This is a genomic window from Janthinobacterium agaricidamnosum (assembly GCF_003667705.1).
Lineage (GTDB): Bacteria > Pseudomonadota > Gammaproteobacteria > Burkholderiales > Burkholderiaceae_D > Janthinobacterium.
The window spans coordinates 3,747,915-3,764,803 of sequence record NZ_CP033019.1 but is presented as its reverse complement, the minus strand read 5'-3'; the positions used below and the strand labels follow the sequence as shown (position 1 = coordinate 3,764,803).

Sequence of the window (16,889 nt, the reverse complement as noted above, 5' to 3'; positions counted from 1 at the left end):
ATTCGAATTACAGCTGTATTGATCTTAACGACAGTCGCCGGCGATGCCTAGTCTTTCCTCGCCGGCCTTTCCCTGACAGACACGGAGTCCCGATGGCGGCAGCACAGCAAGGTGTGGAGACAACGATGGCATGCGACGTGCTGGTGGTGGGCGGCGGCATCAATGGCGCCGGCATCGCGCGCGACGCGGCCGGGCGGGGCTTGTCCGTGGTGCTGTGCGAAAAGGACGACCTCGCTTCCCACACCTCGTCCGCTTCCACCAAGCTGATACACGGCGGCCTGCGCTACCTCGAATACTATGAATTCGGCCTCGTGCGCAAGGCGCTGATCGAGCGCGAAGTGCTGCTGCGCTCGGCGCCGCACATCATGTGGCCCTTGCGCTTCGTCATGCCGCACGCCCAGGGCCAGCGCCCGGCCTGGCTGATACGCGCCGGCCTGTTTCTGTACGACATGCTGGCGAAGCGGGAAATCCTGCCTGGCTCGCAGGGCATCGACCTGACGCGCCACGCGGCCGGCAAACCGTTAAAACCCGAATTCAAGCGGGGCTTCGTGTATTCCGACGGCTGGGTCGACGATGCGCGGCTGGTGGTCTTGAACGCCATCGACGCGGCGGACAAGGGGGCGACGATCCTTACGCAGACGCGCTGCACGGCCCTGCGGCGCGACGGCGCGGGTGCGGACGCCTCCTGGCTGGCGACCCTGCTGCAAGGCGACGGACGTGAGCTGTCCGTGCGTGCGCGCAGCGTCGTCAATGCGGCCGGGCCGTGGACGGCCGAATTTCTGCAGCAGGCGGCGCCGGGCGGACAGGGCCGGCATTTGCGCCTGATCAAGGGCAGCCACATCGTCGTCAAGCGATTGTTCGAGCACGATCACGCGTATATCTTCCAGCATCCGGACGGGCGCATCGTGTTTGCCATTCCGTATGAGCACGATTTCACCCTGATCGGCACCACCGATCTCGACTACCACGGCGACAGCGGCAAGGTGGAAATCGACGACGAGGAAATTCGTTACTTGTGCGAGCTTTCCAGTTACTATTTCAGCAAGCCCATCGTGCCGGCCGACGTGGTGTGGACGTATGCCGGCGTGCGCCCGCTGGTGGAAGACGCGGCGGCCGATGCCAAGGCCGTCACGCGCGATTACCGCTTCGAGCTGGACCGGGAAGGCGCGCCGCTGCTCAGTATTTTCGGCGGCAAGATCACCACGTTCCGCAAGCTGGCCGAGGAAGCGCTCGATGTGCTCGCGCCGTTGTTGGCGCCGGTGCCGGGCAGTGCGCGGCCGGCCTGGACGGCCAACGCCTGCCTGCCCGGCGGCGATGTGTTCGGCAGTACGCCGCAGAACCGGTCCGTGCGCGAGTTCGGCCAGTTCGTGCAAGGCTTGCAGCGCGACTATGCGTGGCTTCCGGCGGCGCTGGTGGCGCGCTATGCACGCGCCTACGGCACGCGCATCCACGTGCTGCTCGCCGGGCGGACGGATGTGGCGGCCATGGGCGAGGAAGTCGCCGCCGGCCTGTACGCGGCGGAAGTGGACTATTTGCGGCGCCACGAATGGGCCGTCAGCGCGGCCGACATGCTGTGGCGGCGCTCCAAGCTGGGCCTGCACCTGCCGCGCGAAACGGCGGACACGCTCGACGCCTGGCTGTTGCAGCACCCGTTGTCGTCGTAGGCAGCACACGTTGGCGACCGCACCCCGCAGAGGGCGCGGCGAAGAATAAGAAACCATCACTGGAGGAGAAGCGCGTGCAACTGGTACTGGACAAGATCAGCAGGAAGCAGGGGGCTGACGATTTTTTATATCCGATGTCGCTGGCATTGGTGCCGGGCGCCATCAACGTCTTGCTGGGCACCACGCGTGCCGGCAAGACGACCCTGATGCGCGTGATGGCGGGGCTGGACAAGCCCAGCGGGGGCACCGTGACTGCCGACGGCGTCGACGTGACGGGCGTGCCCGTCAGCAAACGTAACCTGGCCATGGTGTACCAGCAATTCATCAACTATCCGGCCTTTACCGTCTACGACAATATCGCTTCGCCCTTGCGTTTGCGCAAGGTGCCCGAAGAGCAGATCCGCGCGAAAGTGCTGGCGCTGGCCGAGCGCCTGCACATCACGCCCTACCTGCAGCGCACGCCCGGAGAATTGTCGGGCGGGCAGCAGCAGCGCACGGCGCTGGGACGCGCGCTGATCAAGGATGCATCGTTGCTGCTGCTCGACGAGCCCCTGGTCAACCTCGACTACAAACTGCGCGAGGAATTGCGCCGCGAATTGACGGAACTGTTTTCCAGCGGCAGCACGACGGTCGTGTATGCCACCACGGAACCGCTGGAAGCGCTGCAACTGGGCGGCCACGTGGCCGTGCTGCACGAGGGACGGCTGCTGCAGCAGGGACCGACCCTGGACGTCTTCAACGCCCCCAATTCCATCGATGTGGCGCGCACCTTCAGCGACCCGCCCATCAACCTGATTCCCGCCCGCGTGAGCGCCGATGGCGTGGCGCAGGCGGCCGACGGCCTGGCCATCCACCTGAGCGGCGCGCAGCGCGCCCGCCTCGGCGAGCGGCGCGACGTGATCCTCGGCGTGCGCGCGCACAGCCTGCATTTATCGCCCCAGTCCGAAGGCGACGTGGCCATCGCAGCTACGGTGGACCTGGCGGAAATCAGCGGCTCGGAAACCTATGTGCATGCGCGCCGCGGCGAGCTGGCGCTGGTGGCCCAGCTCGGCGGCGTGCACAATCTGGAGATCGGCAGCGCCTGCACCGTGTATTGCCAGCCGCACGCCTTGCTGATCTTCGCCGACGATGGCGGGCTATTGTTCGCTCCTGTGCAAGGAGGGGTGTGACATGGCGCGCATCGAACTGGTGGACCTGGCTCACGCCTACAAACCGAACCCGACGGCACCCGCCGACTATGCGCTGCGGCCCATGAGCATGGAATGGCATGACGGCGGCGCCTATGCCTTGCTGGGGCCGTCCGGCTGCGGCAAGACGACCTTGCTCAATATTATCTCCGGTCTCGTGAAACCGTCGCATGGCAAGGTGCTGTTCGACGGCAAGGACGTCACGCAGCTGCCCACGGAAGCACGCAATATCGCGCAAGTGTTCCAGTTTCCCGTCATCTACGACACCATGACCGTGCACGACAATCTGGCGTTTCCGCTGCGTAATCGCGGCTGGAAAGAGAGCGAGGTGAAAAAGCGCGTGCAGCAGGTGGCGCAGATGCTGGAGCTGACGGGCGACTTGAAACTGCGCGCCAGCGGCTTGTCCGTGGACGCCAAGCAAAAGATTTCGCTGGGACGGGGGCTCGTGCGCCCCGACGTGGCGGCCGTGCTGTTCGACGAACCGCTGACGGTGATCGATCCGCATTTGAAATGGCTGTTGCGCAGAAAGTTGAAGGAGATCCACCACGAACTGAAATTGTCCCTGATCTACGTCACGCACGACCAGGTGGAAGCCTTGACCTTTGCCGACCAGGTGGTCGTCATGACGCAGGGCGAAGTGGTGCAGACGGGCAGCGCGCAGGCGCTGTTCGAGGAACCCGAGCATACGTTCGTCGGCTATTTCATCGGCAACCCGGGAATGAACTTGCTCGATTGCACCCTGGACGATGGCGGCGTGCGCGTGGCGGGGCAGGCGCTGGCCGTGTCCGCCTCCGCCCGCGAGGCCCTGGCTGGCGCGCAAGGGAAAATCACGCTGGGCGTGCGGCCGGAATTCGTCGCATGCCTGAAGGCGGGTGAGGGTGATGATCACTGCCTGCACGCCACGGTGACGGCCGTGCGCAACATGGGTACGCATTACCTGGCGGAATTCCAGCTGGGCGGCGCGACGGTGGCGGCCAAGCTGCGCGCCATCGATGCCGTCGCCGGTGATGCTGTGCGGCTGCATTTTCCGCCGCAACGCACCCTTTTCTATGTCAACGATAAGCGGGTGGCCTGATGATACATAACGGTAAAACCGATAATAACCGCCGCGCCTGGCTGCTGATCTTGCCCGTGCTGCTGTGCGTGGCCTTTTCCGCCATCCTGCCATTGATGACGGTGGTCAATTATTCCGTGCAGGATATTCTGAGCCCCACGCAAAAGGTCTTCGTGGGCACCGAGTGGTTCCGCATGGTCATGCTCGACGGCGACTTGCACAGCGCCTTGTTGCGCCAGCTGCTGTTTTCCGGCTCCGTGCTGGCCATCCAGATTCCGCTCGGCATCTTGATTGCCCTGTGCATGCCGGCCGATGGCTGGAAGGCATCGCTGGCGCTGGTGCTGATCGCGCTGCCCTTGCTCATTCCCTGGAACGTGGTGGGCACCATCTGGCAAATCTTCGGCCGCGGCGACATCGGCCTGATGGGCTATACCCTGAATCAGCTGGGATTCGACTACAACTACAACGGCAATTCGCTCGACGCCTGGCTGACCGTGATGGTGATGGATATCTGGCACTGGACACCGCTCGTTGTGCTGCTGTGCTATGCGGGTTTGCGCGCCATTCCCGACGCGTATTACCAGGCGGCACGCATCGACGGCGCCTCGCGCCTGGCCGTGTTCCGCTACATCCAGCTGCCGAAACTGCGCAATGTGCTGATGATCGCCGTCTTGCTGCGCTTCATGGACAGTTTCATGATCTACACGGAACCGTTCGTGCTGACGGGCGGCGGACCGGGCAATGCGACCACCTTCCTGTCGCAATACCTGACGCAAAAGGCCGTGGGCCAGTTCGACCTGGGGCCGGCCTCGGCCTTCTCACTGATCTATTTCCTCATCATCCTGCTGTTCTGCTTTGTGTTGTACACCTGGATGCAGAGAGTCGGCACGGGAGACCAGAAATGATGCACAAGAAAATGAGCAGCGCCATCCTGATCGTCTTTTTGCTGGGCTCGCTGTTGCCCATCTACTGGATGCTCAATATGTCGCTCAAGACCAACGAGGAAATCGTGGGCGTGCTGAGCCTGTGGCCGCAGCAATGGACGTTCGCCAACTACCACACGATTTTTACCGACCGTTCCTGGTACAGCGGCTACATCAATTCCATGATTTACGTGGCCTTGAATATGGTCATGTCCGTCACCGTCGCCTTGCCGGCAGCCTACGCTTTTTCCCGCTATAACTTTGTCGGCGACAAGCATTTGTTCTTCTGGCTCTTGACCAACCGCATGACGCCGCCCGCCGTCTTCCTCGTACCGTTCTTCCAGCTGTATTCGACGGTGGGCCTGATGGATACGCACCTGGCCGTGGCGCTGGCGCACATGGTGTTCAACGTGCCGCTGGCCGTGTGGATACTGGAAGGTTTCATGTCCGGCGTGCCGAAGGAAATCGACGAGACGGCGTATATCGACGGCTACAGCTTTCCCCGCTTCTTCATCCGCATCTTCTTGCCGATGATTAAGTCGGGCGTGGGCGTGACGGCGTTCTTCTGCTTCATGTTCAGCTGGGTGGAACTGCTGTTGGCGCGCACCTTGACCTCCGTCAATGCCAAGCCCATTGCCGCCACCATGACGCGCACCGTGTCGGCGGCCGGCATGGACTGGGGCGTACTGGCGGCGGCCGGTGTGCTGACCATCGTGCCCGGCGCGCTGGTGATCTGGTTCGTGCGGCATTACATTGCCAAGGGTTTCGCGATGGGGAGGGTGTGACATGGAAAATACCGATAGCACAGCCAGCCTGTTCGGCTGGATGGCGTGGACGCCGGAAGTGGCCATCTTCTTCATCTGCATCGGCTTGATGCTGGCCGGCATGACGGTGTGGCAAATCCGCTCGCCCAGCATCGAACGCAAGGGCTTTTTGCCCATGCCGACGACGCGCGGCGACCGCCTGTTCATCGGCTTGCTCACGGCGGCCTACGTGAATCTGGCCTGGGCGGGGTTCACGGAAATGCAGCAGGCGATAGGCGCCGCCATCAGTTTTGTCATTTTATTAGTGGTAATGCGTTGGGGATGACCGGCTTGCCGGTGTTGATGGAGGCCGGACCGTCAGCAGGCGGCCGGCAATAAAATAAAAGGAGATTCACGATGAAATTGAAGTTCACGGTCTTCGCGGCTGCGGCCATGCTCGTGTCGAACGCGGCCCTGGCCGACGCCAAGCAGGCGCAAACCTGGATCGACAAGGAATTCCAGCCATCCAGCCTGAGCAAGCAGCAACAGCTTGCTGAAATGAAATGGTTCATCGATGCGGCGGCCAAGCTCAAAGCCAAGGGCATCAAGGAAATTTCCGTGGTCTCGGAAACCATCGACACCCACGTCTACGAATCGAAGACCCTGGCCAAGGCCTTCGAGGAAATCACGGGCATCAAGGTGCGCCACGACATCATCCAGGAAGGCGACGTGGTGGAAAAGCTGCAAACGTCGATGCAGTCGGGCAAGAGCATCTATGACGGCTGGATTTCCGATTCCGACCTGATCGGCACGCATTACCGCTATGGCGCCGTGGAACCGCTGTCCGACTACATGGCCGCCAAGGGCAAGGAATTCACGAATCCCGGTCTCGATTTGAAAGATTTCATCGGCATCAGCTTTACCACGGCGCCGGACGGCAAGGTGTACCAGCTGCCCGACCAGCAATTCGCCAACCTGTACTGGTTCCGCGCCGACTGGTTCGCGCGCAAGGATTTGCAGGCCAAGTTCAAGGCCAAGTATGGCTACGAACTGGGCGTGCCGCAGAACTGGTCCGCCTATGAAGACATCGCCGATTTCTTCACGAATGACGTGAAGGAACTGGACGGCAAGAAAGTCTATGGCCACATGGATTACGGCAAGAAAGATCCGTCCCTGGGCTGGCGCTTCACCGATGCGTGGCTGTCGATGGCTGGCGCGGCCGACAAGGGCATTCCGAACGGCATGCCGGTCGACGAGTGGGGCATCAAGGTGGCGGCCGACAAGTGCACGCCCGTGGGCGCGTCGATGTCGCGCGGCGGCGCCACGAATTCGCCGGCGGCCGTGTTTGCGCTGACGAAATATATCGACTGGATGAAGAAATACGCGCCGCCGCAGGCGAACGGCATGAATTTCTCGGAATCGGGCCCCGTGCCGGCCCAGGGCGAAATCGCCCAGCAAATCTTCTGGTACACGGCATTTACGGCCGGCATGACGAAACCAGGCTTGCCAGTGGTCAACAAGGACGGCACACCGAAATGGCGCATGGCGCCGTCGCCGCACGGCCCGTACTGGAAAGAGGGCATGCAGAACGGCTATCAGGACGTCGGTTCCTGGTTCCTGTTCAAGTCCACGCCCGATGACCGCAAGGCCGCCGCCTGGCTGTACGCGCAATTCGTCACGTCGAAAACCGTGTCGCTGAAGAAATCCATCGTCGGCCTCACCTTCATCCGCGATTCCGACATCCGCCACGATTATTTTACGAAGCACGCGAACGAGTACGGCGGCTTGATCGAGTTCTACCGCAGCCCCGCCCGCGTGGCGTGGACGCCGACGGGCAACAACGTGCCCGACTATCCGAAGCTGGCCCAGCTGTGGTGGAAGAACGTGGCCACGGCCATCACGGCGGAAAAAACGCCGCAGGCCGCCATGGATAACCTGGCCGAGGAAATGGACCAGGTCATGGCGCGCCTGCAGCGGGCCGGCATGAAGGCGTGCGCGCCCAAGCTCAATCCGAAAGGCGACCCGAACCAGTATCTGTCGGACCAGCACGCGCCGTGGAAAAAGCTGGCGAATGAAAAGCCGAAGGGTGAAACAATTGCCTACGATAAATTATTGCAGGCCTGGAAAGAAGGCAAGGTAAGGTAGTCGTGTAAACTTCTGCCGCCGCTTTCCCGGGGCACGGGCGCTTGTCCGTGCCCTTTTTTCACTGTATAGCCGTAGTAGCGACCATGACCAAATACATACTTGCTTTAGACCAGGGCACCACCAGTTCGCGCGCCATCCTGTTCGACCATGCGGGCCGGCCGCACGCCAGCGCGCAGCGCGAATTTCGCCAGATATTCCCCCAGCCGGGCTGGGTCGAGCATGACGCGGGCGACATCTGGGCCTCGCAAGAGGGCGTGCTGCAGCAGGTGCTGCGCGACAGCGGCGTGGCGGCAAGCGACGTGGCCGCCATCGGCGTGACCAACCAGCGCGAAACGACGGTGCTGTGGGACCGCGCCACGGGCGAACCCGTCGCTAACGCCATCGTCTGGCAAGACCGCCGCAATGCCGCGTTCTGCGAGCTGCTGGTGGAGCAGGGCAAGGCGGACGTGATCCAGCAAAAAACGGGCCTCGTGCTGGACGCCTATTTTTCCGCAACTAAATTGAAATGGCTGCTTGACAACGTGCCGGGTGCCCGCGCCCGCGCCGAACGGGGCGAGCTGGCCTTCGGCACCGTCGACAGCTGGCTGATCTACAAGATGAGCGGCGCCCACTTGACGGACACGAGCAACGCGGCGCGCACCATGCTGTTCAACATTCATACTTTGCAGTGGGACACGGATTTGCTGGCGCTGCTGGACATTCCCGCCTCCCTGCTGCCCGACGTCGTGCCATCGAGCGGCGTGGCCGCGCACACGCATGCGGCATTGCTGGGCGTGTCCGTGCCCATCGCCGGCATCGCGGGCGACCAGCAGGCGGCCACGTTCGGCCAGGCCTGTTTGAAACCGGGCATGGCGAAAAATACCTACGGCACGGGCTGCTTCATGCTGATGAACGTGGGCAAGCGCCCGCTGCCATCGAAAAACCGGCTGCTGACGACGGTGGGCTGGAGCCTGGGCGCCGGCAGCGACAAGACTGATTACTTGCTCGAAGGCAGCGCCTTTATCGCGGGCGCGGCCGTGCAATGGATGCGCGACGGCATCGGCATCATCCGCGACTCGTCCGAAGTGGAAGCGCTGGCCACCAGCGTGCCCGATTCGGGCGGCCTGGTCTTCGTGCCCGCCTTCGCGGGGCTCGGCGCACCGTACTGGGACCCGTATGCACGGGGCACCCTGATCGGCATCACGCGCGGCACGGGCAAGGCCCACATCGCGCGCGCCGCATTGGAGGGCGTGGCCTACCAGAACGTCGATGTGTTGTCCGCCATGCAGGACGACGCGGGCATTGCGCTATCCGAGTTGCGCGTGGATGGCGGCGCGGCCCGCAACGACATGCTGATGCAGTTCCAGGCCGACATACTCAATGTCCCCGTGGTGCGCCCCGTGGTGACGGAAACGACGGCCCTGGGCGCCGCCTACCTGGCGGGCCTGGCCGTGGGCTTCTGGGCCTCGCAGGACGAGATCGCCGCCCAGTGGCAGGTGGGGCGCCGATTCGAGCCAAAGATGGCGGCCGACGAACGGCTGACGCGCTTGCATAAATGGCAGCGCGCGGTGGAACGCTCGCGCGACTGGAGCGAGTGAGTCAGGGAATAAGCCAGGATCAATGGCGCATGAAATACACGGCATAGCCCACCGTTTCGCGCGGCACGGAATACAGGTCGCGCAGCTCGAAATAGGGCGCGTGCACGTGGCCGCTGACGGTGATGCCGCTGCGCTCCAGCGCCAGCCGGAAGCGGGGCACGTGAAAGTATTGCGTGGCCACCATGGCCGTGTGCCAGCCGTGTTGGCGCATCAGGGCCGCAGCGTTGCGGGCCGTGGCGTCCGTCGTCCAGCCTTGATTATCTTCAATAATGACGCCAGCCGGCACGCCGCGCGATTGCAGATAGCGGGCCATAGCCGCGGCCTCGTCGAACCCTTCCTTGCCCGTCGCCCCGCTGACGAGGATGTGCGGCGCCCTGCGTTCCTGGAACTGTGTCAGCGCCGCGTCGAGCCGCGCCTGCAGGCGGGGGCTGGGCGTGCCGTCGGGCAGGATCGTGTTGCCGGGCACGACGATCACGTCGGCCGGGGCCAGCTTGTCGTTCAGGCCCGCCAGCACCAGGGCAGCGGTGGCCAGCAGGAAAACACCAGCAGTCGTCAAGCCCAGCACAGTTATTTTTCGCATCGTTCATCATCAAGTTGGGAATGGACGCATGATACCCGTCCATTCCCGCCGGCGTCAGTTCGCCTGCGCCTTGCGTGCGCGCTGGTTCGACAGATAAATATTGTCCTTGTCCAGCGGCTTGCCTGCGCGCACGGCATCGAGCCAGTCCTGCGTGCTGACGACGGCGGCGAAATTCGAGTGGAACACCGTGCTGAAGACGCGGTGGATTTCCTCGGCGCTGGCCGTGCCGCCCGCATTGGCGTAGGGCAGCGTGCCGGTGGCGTCCTGCAGGAACTCGACTTGCAAGCCGTCGTGCGCGGCCTGGTAGATGGTGGCCGCGTCGCAGTTGTGCGTCATGTAGCCGATCACCGTCAGGGTGTCGATGCCGCGGCTCTCCAGCCAGGCGCGCAAGTCCGTGCCCGCAAACGCGCTGCCCATGCTCTTGTTGATGCGGTGGTCGGCGGCAAAGGCGGCCACTTGCGGGTGCAGCTGCCAGCCGTCGCTGCCTTTTGCAAAGATGGGGGAGGCTTCCGGCGCATCGTGCTGGACGACGATGACGGGCACGCCGGCGGCGCGGGCGGCGGCCATGGCGGTGACGATGTTGGGCAGGGAAATATCGACGGACGGATATTCGATCGGCATGTCGCCCGTGAAGTATTCATTTTGCACGTCGATGACGAGCAGGGCGCGGCGCGGTGCGGTAGTGGTGGACATGCTTGACTCCTGAATGTTTGAAAGAGGAAGGACTTCCCCGATACAGCCATTTTCAAGCCGCACGGCATAAACAAAAAGTGGCCCGAAGGCCTATCTGCGATAAAATCGGGCCATGCCTGCCATTTCTTCTTCTTCGCCTTTGAGCGTGGCCGTGATCGCCTTCGACGGCATGACGCCTTTCCACTTGTCCGTGCCTTGTCTCGTGTTTGGCGCCCAGACGGACGAGGCCGATCTGCCGCCTTTCCACGTGCGCGTCTGTGCCGCCGACCCCGCGCCCTTGCGCACGGCGGCCGGCTTCGCCATTACGCCCGAGTTCGGCCTGGAAGGCCTGGAGGGCGCCGATATCGTCATCATGCCGGCCTGGCACGACGATTGCCGCGACGCGGCGGCGTCACTGGTCGCGGCACTGCAGGCGGCCAGCGGGCGCGGCGCGCGCATGGTGGGCCTGTGCCTGGGCGCGTTTCCCCTGGCGCAGGCGGGCTTGTTGGATGGCAAGAGCGCGGCCACGCACTGGGGCATGGCGGACCGGCTGGCGGCCCGCTATCCCAGGGTCAGGGTAGACCGGGAAGTGCTGCACGTGGACGATGGCGCCGTGCTGACGTCGGCGGGCGTGGCGGCCGGCCTCGATTGCTGCCTGTATCTGCTGCGCCAGCTGGCGGGCGCCGAGGTGGCCAACCGCGTGGCGCGCCGGCTGCTGGTGGCGCCGCACCGCCAGGGCGGGCAGGCCCAGTTCATCGAACGCCCGCTGCCCGTGTCCGGCAGCGAAGGGCGCTTTGCCGAAGTGCTTGCCTGCGTGACGGCCAGCCTGGGCCAGGCGCACAGCATCGATGCGCTGGCCGAGCGGGCCGCCATGAGCCGGCGCAATTTCACGCGCCACTTCCGCCAGGCCACGGGCACCTCGTTCAAGCAGTGGCTATTGAACCAGCGTCTGGCGCATGCGCAAAGCCTGCTGGAAAAAAGCGCGGCCTCGATCGATGTCGTGGCGCAAGAAGCCGGTTTCGGCACGGCCCTGTCGCTGCGCCAGCATTTCCGGGCCAGCTTGCAGACGTCGCCGTCGGCGTACCGCAAGCTATTCCGGCAGCAATCAGACCAGATCAGGCAGCCATAGCGTGGATGTGTCCCGGCTGCCGTTGGGCAGCTGCGCGCTGACGGCGATTTGCCGCGCGATGAAGGCGGCCGGTTCGAAGGCGTAGCGTTCCTGGAACGAGACGGTTTCCGCGCTCATCAGTTCGGCATACGTCTGCATCAGGGTCGAGGCGGAAAGATGCTTGCCTTGTTCCAGATAGGTGTCGATGGCGGCCAGCAGTACGGGGTAATCGGCATTTTCCTTGCTGCCGCCGAAGTTGAACGACAATTGCCCGCAGGCGCGCCAGATGGGGTCTGGTTCCCCGTCCGGTATCGGCTGCGAGCGCAGCCATTGCAAGGCCTTCAATGGCGGGCCGCCAAACGATGGTGGAGAGATGATGGCCTGGATGGCCAGCTTGACGGCTTCGTCGATTCTTCCCGCGCGCACATACTGTCCATGCAGCAGCACCAGCGCGTCCGTATATTCGGGAAGGATGGCGAGCGCCGCTTCCAGCAGCGCGATGGCCGCTGCGGGATTGCGCTGCGCAATCAATTCCTTGGCTTCCAGGAACGCGGCGCGCGGCGAAGCGGGGTCGTCGGCCAGCGATGGCGTGGCGACGTACTCGTCTTCCGCCGTTGCGTAGGCTGACAGAAACGCCGCCAGGCTGGAAAAGTGCGGCTGCAAGCGCCACTCGTCGTGCCAGGTCTCGACGACGATCGGTTCGTACGCTTCGCGGCCGATGGGCCAGTACAGGCCGAACGTGTCGCCATTGCCCAGTGCGCCTTCGGCGAACGGGGTGAAGCCGAGCGGCGGATACGCTGTCGTGTGTTGCCAGTCTTGTTCGACCGAGATGGGGGCGAGGTTTGCAGGTAGTTGCATGGAGGTTGCAGAGGATAAAACGCCAGTGTAGAGCAAGACCGCGTCCACCGGCGTTCCCCATCGCAAGGGGGCAAGTGAGGGGCCAGGCCCTTCAGTCGCGTTCCGGCACCGGCACGTTGAAGCCGTTCAAGGTGGTCGAGACCAGCGCGTACAGGCCCACCAGGTAGATCAGCTCGTTGATGCCGTGCTGGCCAAAGGTGGCCAGCGCCAGGCGGTACAGCGGCTCCGGCAGCGTGCCGCCGCCGCTGAGCGCGTAGGCCATATCGTAGGCGATGCTCTCATGCTGGTCCAGGTCGACGGGCTTGACGTCGGCCACCAGCGTGGCCAGGCGCTCGGCCGACATGCCTTCGCGCTCTGCGACGGCGATGTGGGCATAGATTTCATAGGCAGCGTTGTAGCGCGCGCCGACCACCAGGATGGCAATCTGGCGCACGTTATCGGGCAGCGTGGCGTTGGCCGTCATGGCCAGGGTCAGGTCCCAGATGGCCTTGCCGATGGCCGGTTCGTGCAGCCACGGATTCCATGGCCCCATCAGAGCGCCGTCTTCGCGCACGGCGATGAAATCGTTGAAATTGCTGGTGATGCCTTTGCGCATATCGTCGTACAGCGGCTGCTGTTCGGGCGTCAGGTCTTGCGGAGCGATCAGGGGCAGGCGCATGGGAACTCCTTGCTGGGTAGGTGAGCGGTGGGCGGCGGGAGCCAGCAGCCAGTATAGCCAGCCAGCGCGGCAGGCGGCGCCCGTTCGCTGTGCGCCTACTTGCGCGGCTCGTGAATGCGGAATTTCTTCACGACGCCCGCCTGGTCGAACATGACGGCCACTTCGCGCGTGCCTTTTTCGCCCAGCAGGGGGATCAGCCGCGTCACCTTGGGCGCTTGCAGCTGGTTCTTGTAGACCCAGACTTCATAGCCGGGATCGAAGCTGACGACGGTGGCGTTGCCCAGAGCCGCGTCGAGGTCGAGGCGGGTGGTCTTGCCGACCTTGATGTTTTGATAGATGGCGCCGTTGTCGGGCGCGCGGTTGACCTTGTATTCACTGGCGGTGCACATGGCCACGGCCAGGCCCGCGAGGCAGGAAGCTGCCAGTTTGATCAATGTGTTCATAGGGACTCCCGGTGTGCATCACTGCTTCCAATCTCAGAGGGGACGGGCGTGATGTCATGCCGGGAGTGTGCTTGCGTCGCCGCGAATGTGCTACAAGATTATACAAAGGCGCAAAAAATGATGCCGGTGGTGCCGGATGACGGTACTTTTACCGGTTCTGCAGCACGTCGGTCGACAGTGCCAGGGTTTCCTTGATTTCTTCCATCACCACATAGCTTTTCGATTGCGCGGCGCCCGGCAGCTGCAGCAGCATGTCGCCCAGCAGCTTGCGGTATTCGGCCATTTCATGGATGCGCGCCTTGATCAGGTAATCGAAGTCGCCCGACACCAGGTGGCATTCCTGCACTTCGGGAATCTGCAGCACTTCGCGGCGGAATTGCTCGAAGGCGGACGCCGACTTTTGATTGAGAGTAATCTCTACAAAGACGAGCAGCTTGGCGCCCAGCGCGGCCGGGTTCACCTTGGCGTGGTAGCCCGTGATGACGCCGTCACGCTCCATGCGCTTGACCCGCTCGATGCAGGGCGTAATCGACAAGCCCACCTGTTCGCCGAGGTCTTTCATCGAGATGCGGCCATCCTGCTGCAGGATGCGCAGGATGTGGCGGTCCAGCTTGTCGAGGCCACGTGCCGATTCTTTAAGGATTCTCATGATTTATTGCTGAATATCTCGATTTATACGTGAACAAATACTGGCTCTTTCCCAATATGATAGCGGTTAATCTGGCGTCAGCCTAAAAAAATATAATGAGGAAACTATGCGTATCGTGATTCTGGGTAGCGGCGTCATCGGCGTCACCAGTGCTTACTATCTGGCCAAGGCAGGACATGAAGTGACCGTCATCGACCGCCAGCCGGGCCCCGCACTGGAAACCAGCTTTGCGAATGCGGGGCAAATCTCGCCCGGCTACGCTTCGCCATGGGCGGCGCCCGGTATTCCCCTGAAAGCCGTGAAATGGATGATGCAGCGCCACGCGCCGCTGGCCATCTCGCTCGACGGCAGCGCCGCCCAGCTCAAATGGATGTGGCAGATGTTGCGTAATTGCACGCCGGAAGCGTATGCCGTGAACAAGGAACGCATGGTGCGCCTGGCCGAGTACAGCCGCGACTGCTTCAAGGTGTTGCGCGCCGAGGCCGGCATCACGTATGAAGGCCGCCAGCAAGGCACGATGCAATTGTTCCGCACGGAAAAGCAATACAACGACGCCGCCAAGGATATCGAAGTGTTGAAAGACGCGGGCGTGCCGTACGAAGTGCTGCAGCGCAATGAGTTGTCGCGCGCCGAGCCGGCCCTCGAAGCTGTCAAGGACAAGCTGTTTGGCGGTTTGCGCCTGCCCAACGATGAAACGGGCGATTGCCAGCTGTTTACCACGCGCCTGTCCGAGATGGCCGAGGCGCTGGGCGTGAAGTTCCGCTATGGCGTCTCCATCGATGCATTGCTGACGCAGGGCGATGAAATCGCCGGCGTGCAATGCGGCGCGGAAATCGTCAAGGCCGATTCCTATGTCGTGGCGCTCGGTTCCTACTCGACGGGCTTCATGAAGCCGCTGCTCGACATCCCCGTGTATCCATTGAAGGGCTATTCGATCACCGTGCCTATCGTCAACGCGGCCAAGGCGCCCGTGTCGACCATCCTCGATGAAACCTATAAAATTGCCGTCACGCGTTTCGACGACCGCATCCGCGTGGGCGGCATGGCGGAAATCGCCGGCTACAACCTGAACCTGAATCCGCGCCGCCGCGAAACCCTGGAAATGGTCGTCAACGACCTGTTCCCCGGCGGCGGCAACACGGCCGAGGCGACGTTCTGGACGGGCTTGCGCCCGATGACGCCGGACGGCACGCCCATCGTCGGCCGCACGCCGCTGCGCAACCTGTTCCTGAACACGGGCCACGGTACCCTGGGCTGGACCATGTCCTGCGGTTCGGCGCAATTGCTGGCCGACCTGATGTCGTCGAAACAGCCGGCGATTCTGGCCGACGACCTGTCCGTCAGCCGCTACAGCGGCGCGCAGCGCGGCGGCAAGTTGCAATACGCGGGAGCCTGAGATGGCGGGAAGCATGCCTCCAAAGGAACGTAGCGGCGCCATCCTGACGGTGGACCTCGATGCCGTGCGCGCCAACTACCGCTTGCTGCGCGACAAGGCGCACCCGGCCGCCTGCTCAGCCGTCGTGAAATCCGACGCGTATGGCCTGGGCGCCGCGCAAGTGGGCGCGGCCCTGTATGAAGAAGGGTGCCGCCATTTCTTCGTGGCCCACCTGGAAGAGGGCATCAGCCTGCGCCCGCACGTGGCGCCGGACGCGGCCATCTTCGTGCTGCACGGCCCACCCGTCGACACGGAAGGCGAATTCACGGCCCATGGCCTGACGCCCGTGCTCAACAGCGAGCCGCAGGTGGCGGGCTGGCGCCGGCACGCAGCAGCGCTGGGCACCACCCTGGACGCCATCGTGCAGGTGGACACGGGCATGTCGCGCATGGGCTTGTCGCCGCAGGAAATCGACGGCTGGCTGCTGGACCCGCACTTTCTCGACGGCATCAATGTGCGCTATGTCATGAGCCACCTGGCTTGCGCCGACGAGCGAGCCAACCCGATGAATGGCGAGCAACTGGCCCGTTTCATCGCCATTCGCGCCCGTTTGCCGCAGTACCGCGCCAGCCTGGCCAATTCCTCGGGCATCTTTTTGTCGCCCGATTACCACTTCGACCTGGTGCGCCCCGGCGCGGCCCTGTACGGCATCGGACCGCAGGGCGGCGAACCGAATCCGCTGCGCTCCGTGGTGCGGCTGCAAGGCAAGGTCTTGCAGACACGCACGATCGCCGCCGGCGACCACGTGGGCTACAGCCGCCGCTACACGGCCAGCGAGCCGCGCCAGGTGGCCACGGTTTCCGTCGGCTACGCCGATGGCTGGCTGCGCAGCATGAGCAACCAGGGCCTGGCCATTGTCGATGGCGTGAAAGTGCCGCAGATCGGCGCCATCTCGATGGATTCCATCACCCTGGACGTGAGCGCCATCGCCGAGGAGCGCGTCGCGCCGGGCAGCCTGGTCGACCTGATCTGCGCCGAACACCCGGTCGATGCCGTGGCGGCCATGGCCAATACCATCGGCTACGAGGTGCTGACGAACCTGGGCGGACGCTACTACCGCGAGTACCGGGGCCTGGCACGTTAGCGCACCTGCCAAAACGCCCATGGCGTTGTTGCCTTGCCTTGCCGTACATTCGTACTGTCTTCGGCAAGGCGCCTAGCCCTGAGCATTTTTTCAGGTGCGCTGGTTTCGC

Annotated in this window: 17 protein-coding genes; 11 read left to right on the top strand and 6 right to left on the bottom strand. The window is 63.6% G+C overall.

What is annotated here, in order from left to right; all coding sequences use genetic code 11:
* Positions 1-125: 125 nt before the first annotated feature.
* The 8 genes from glpD to glpK all read left to right on the top strand — a co-directional run bounded on the left by glpD (position 126) and on the right by glpK (position 9,293).
* Positions 126-1,664: a glycerol-3-phosphate dehydrogenase gene (gene glpD / locus D9M09_RS16980; RefSeq protein WP_205602262.1), complete on the top strand. Its 1,539-nt coding sequence runs from the start codon at positions 126-128 to the stop codon at positions 1,662-1,664.
* Positions 1,665-1,738: 74 nt separating this feature from the next.
* Positions 1,739-2,833 carry an ABC transporter ATP-binding protein gene (locus D9M09_RS16975; RefSeq protein WP_121669955.1) on the top strand — a complete coding sequence of 365 codons (1,095 nt, stop codon included), beginning with the start codon at positions 1,739-1,741 and terminating at the stop codon, positions 2,831-2,833.
* Position 2,834: 1 nt separating this feature from the next.
* A complete protein-coding gene (locus D9M09_RS16970) occupies positions 2,835-3,926 on the top strand; it encodes an ABC transporter ATP-binding protein (RefSeq protein ID WP_121669954.1) in 1,092 nt (363 codons plus the stop codon).
* Complete coding sequence (locus tag D9M09_RS16965; RefSeq protein ID WP_034754965.1) at positions 3,926-4,810, top strand: carbohydrate ABC transporter permease; 885 nt, start codon at positions 3,926-3,928, stop codon at positions 4,808-4,810. The genes D9M09_RS16970 and D9M09_RS16965 overlap by 1 nt, the downstream gene beginning before the upstream one ends.
* A complete protein-coding gene (locus tag D9M09_RS16960) occupies positions 4,807-5,613 on the top strand; it encodes a carbohydrate ABC transporter permease (RefSeq protein WP_070313375.1) in 807 nt (268 codons plus the stop codon). The genes D9M09_RS16965 and D9M09_RS16960 overlap by 4 nt, the downstream gene beginning before the upstream one ends.
* 28 nt (positions 5,614-5,641) lie before the next feature.
* Positions 5,642-5,917, top strand: a complete 276-nt coding sequence (locus D9M09_RS16955) for a DUF2160 domain-containing protein (RefSeq protein ID WP_070222334.1) — start codon at positions 5,642-5,644, stop codon at positions 5,915-5,917.
* A gap of 71 nt (positions 5,918-5,988) precedes the next feature.
* Complete coding sequence (locus tag D9M09_RS16950) at positions 5,989-7,716, top strand: ABC transporter substrate-binding protein (RefSeq protein WP_092794480.1); 1,728 nt, start codon at positions 5,989-5,991, stop codon at positions 7,714-7,716.
* A gap of 83 nt (positions 7,717-7,799) precedes the next feature.
* Complete coding sequence (gene glpK / locus D9M09_RS16945) at positions 7,800-9,293, top strand: glycerol kinase GlpK (protein ID WP_121669953.1); 1,494 nt, start codon at positions 7,800-7,802, stop codon at positions 9,291-9,293.
* 19 nt (positions 9,294-9,312) lie between these two features.
* On the opposite strand, the gene D9M09_RS16940 is transcribed toward glpK, so the two are convergent.
* Both D9M09_RS16940 and D9M09_RS16935 read right to left on the bottom strand, forming a co-directional pair.
* Positions 9,313-9,873 (bottom strand): YdcF family protein, encoded by a 561-nt coding sequence (locus tag D9M09_RS16940; RefSeq protein ID WP_240453403.1) that lies wholly within the window; start codon positions 9,871-9,873, stop codon positions 9,313-9,315.
* A 54-nt stretch (positions 9,874-9,927) separates the two neighbouring features.
* Positions 9,928-10,566 (bottom strand): cysteine hydrolase family protein, encoded by a 639-nt coding sequence (locus tag D9M09_RS16935; RefSeq protein WP_121669952.1) that lies wholly within the window; start codon positions 10,564-10,566, stop codon positions 9,928-9,930.
* Positions 10,567-10,705: 139 nt separating this feature from the next.
* Between D9M09_RS16935 and D9M09_RS16930 the strand changes: the two genes are divergently transcribed.
* Positions 10,706-11,674: a GlxA family transcriptional regulator gene (locus D9M09_RS16930; protein ID WP_121669951.1), complete on the top strand. Its 969-nt coding sequence runs from the start codon at positions 10,706-10,708 to the stop codon at positions 11,672-11,674.
* Here D9M09_RS16930 and D9M09_RS16925 read toward each other — a convergent pair.
* From D9M09_RS16925 to D9M09_RS16910, 4 genes are all read right to left on the bottom strand, one after another.
* Positions 11,651-12,511: a tetratricopeptide repeat protein gene (locus tag D9M09_RS16925; RefSeq protein ID WP_121669950.1), complete on the bottom strand. Its 861-nt coding sequence runs from the start codon at positions 12,509-12,511 to the stop codon at positions 11,651-11,653. The two genes, D9M09_RS16930 and D9M09_RS16925, sit on opposite strands and share 24 nt — an antisense overlap.
* Positions 12,512-12,602: 91 nt before the next feature.
* Complete coding sequence (locus D9M09_RS16920) at positions 12,603-13,169, bottom strand: carboxymuconolactone decarboxylase family protein (RefSeq protein ID WP_121669949.1); 567 nt, start codon at positions 13,167-13,169, stop codon at positions 12,603-12,605.
* Positions 13,170-13,264: 95 nt separating this feature from the next.
* Complete coding sequence (locus D9M09_RS16915; RefSeq protein WP_070222194.1) at positions 13,265-13,612, bottom strand: hypothetical protein; 348 nt, start codon at positions 13,610-13,612, stop codon at positions 13,265-13,267.
* A 148-nt stretch (positions 13,613-13,760) separates the two neighbouring features.
* Positions 13,761-14,261 (bottom strand): Lrp/AsnC ligand binding domain-containing protein, encoded by a 501-nt coding sequence (locus D9M09_RS16910; RefSeq protein ID WP_070222192.1) that lies wholly within the window; start codon positions 14,259-14,261, stop codon positions 13,761-13,763.
* Positions 14,262-14,367: 106 nt separating this feature from the next.
* Between D9M09_RS16910 and D9M09_RS16905 the strand changes: the two genes are divergently transcribed.
* Both D9M09_RS16905 and alr read left to right on the top strand, forming a co-directional pair.
* Positions 14,368-15,657 carry a D-amino acid dehydrogenase gene (locus tag D9M09_RS16905; RefSeq protein ID WP_099411493.1) on the top strand — a complete coding sequence of 430 codons (1,290 nt, stop codon included), beginning with the start codon at positions 14,368-14,370 and terminating at the stop codon, positions 15,655-15,657.
* Between the two features lie 13 nt (positions 15,658-15,670).
* A complete protein-coding gene (gene alr, locus D9M09_RS16900; RefSeq protein ID WP_227742002.1) occupies positions 15,671-16,780 on the top strand; it encodes an alanine racemase in 1,110 nt (369 codons plus the stop codon).
* Positions 16,781-16,889 lie beyond the last annotated feature (109 nt).

What these genes read in the sequence shown, in the direction of transcription:
- D9M09_RS16940 (WP_240453403.1), bottom strand. Translation starts at nt 9,873, where the DNA reads ATGCGAAAAATAACTGTGCTGGGCTTGACGACTGCTGGTGTTTTCCTG.
- D9M09_RS16910 (WP_070222192.1), bottom strand. Translation starts at nt 14,261, where the DNA reads ATGAGAATCCTTAAAGAATCGGCACGTGGCCTCGACAAGCTGGACCGC.
- alr (WP_227742002.1), top strand. Translation starts at nt 15,671, where the DNA reads ATGCCTCCAAAGGAACGTAGCGGCGCCATCCTGACGGTGGACCTCGAT.
- D9M09_RS16920 (WP_121669949.1), bottom strand. Translation starts at nt 13,169, where the DNA reads ATGCGCCTGCCCCTGATCGCTCCGCAAGACCTGACGCCCGAACAGCAG.
- D9M09_RS16905 (WP_099411493.1), top strand. Translation starts at nt 14,368, where the DNA reads ATGCGTATCGTGATTCTGGGTAGCGGCGTCATCGGCGTCACCAGTGCT.
- D9M09_RS16935 (WP_121669952.1), bottom strand. Translation starts at nt 10,566, where the DNA reads ATGTCCACCACTACCGCACCGCGCCGCGCCCTGCTCGTCATCGACGTG.
- D9M09_RS16925 (WP_121669950.1), bottom strand. Translation starts at nt 12,511, where the DNA reads ATGCAACTACCTGCAAACCTCGCCCCCATCTCGGTCGAACAAGACTGG.
- D9M09_RS16960 (WP_070313375.1), top strand. Translation starts at nt 4,807, where the DNA reads ATGATGCACAAGAAAATGAGCAGCGCCATCCTGATCGTCTTTTTGCTG.
- D9M09_RS16970 (WP_121669954.1), top strand. Translation starts at nt 2,835, where the DNA reads ATGGCGCGCATCGAACTGGTGGACCTGGCTCACGCCTACAAACCGAAC.
- D9M09_RS16915 (WP_070222194.1), bottom strand. Translation starts at nt 13,612, where the DNA reads ATGAACACATTGATCAAACTGGCAGCTTCCTGCCTCGCGGGCCTGGCC.
- glpK (WP_121669953.1), top strand. Translation starts at nt 7,800, where the DNA reads ATGACCAAATACATACTTGCTTTAGACCAGGGCACCACCAGTTCGCGC.
- glpD (WP_205602262.1), top strand. Translation starts at nt 126, where the DNA reads ATGGCATGCGACGTGCTGGTGGTGGGCGGCGGCATCAATGGCGCCGGC.
- D9M09_RS16950 (WP_092794480.1), top strand. Translation starts at nt 5,989, where the DNA reads ATGAAATTGAAGTTCACGGTCTTCGCGGCTGCGGCCATGCTCGTGTCG.
- D9M09_RS16965 (WP_034754965.1), top strand. Translation starts at nt 3,926, where the DNA reads ATGATACATAACGGTAAAACCGATAATAACCGCCGCGCCTGGCTGCTG.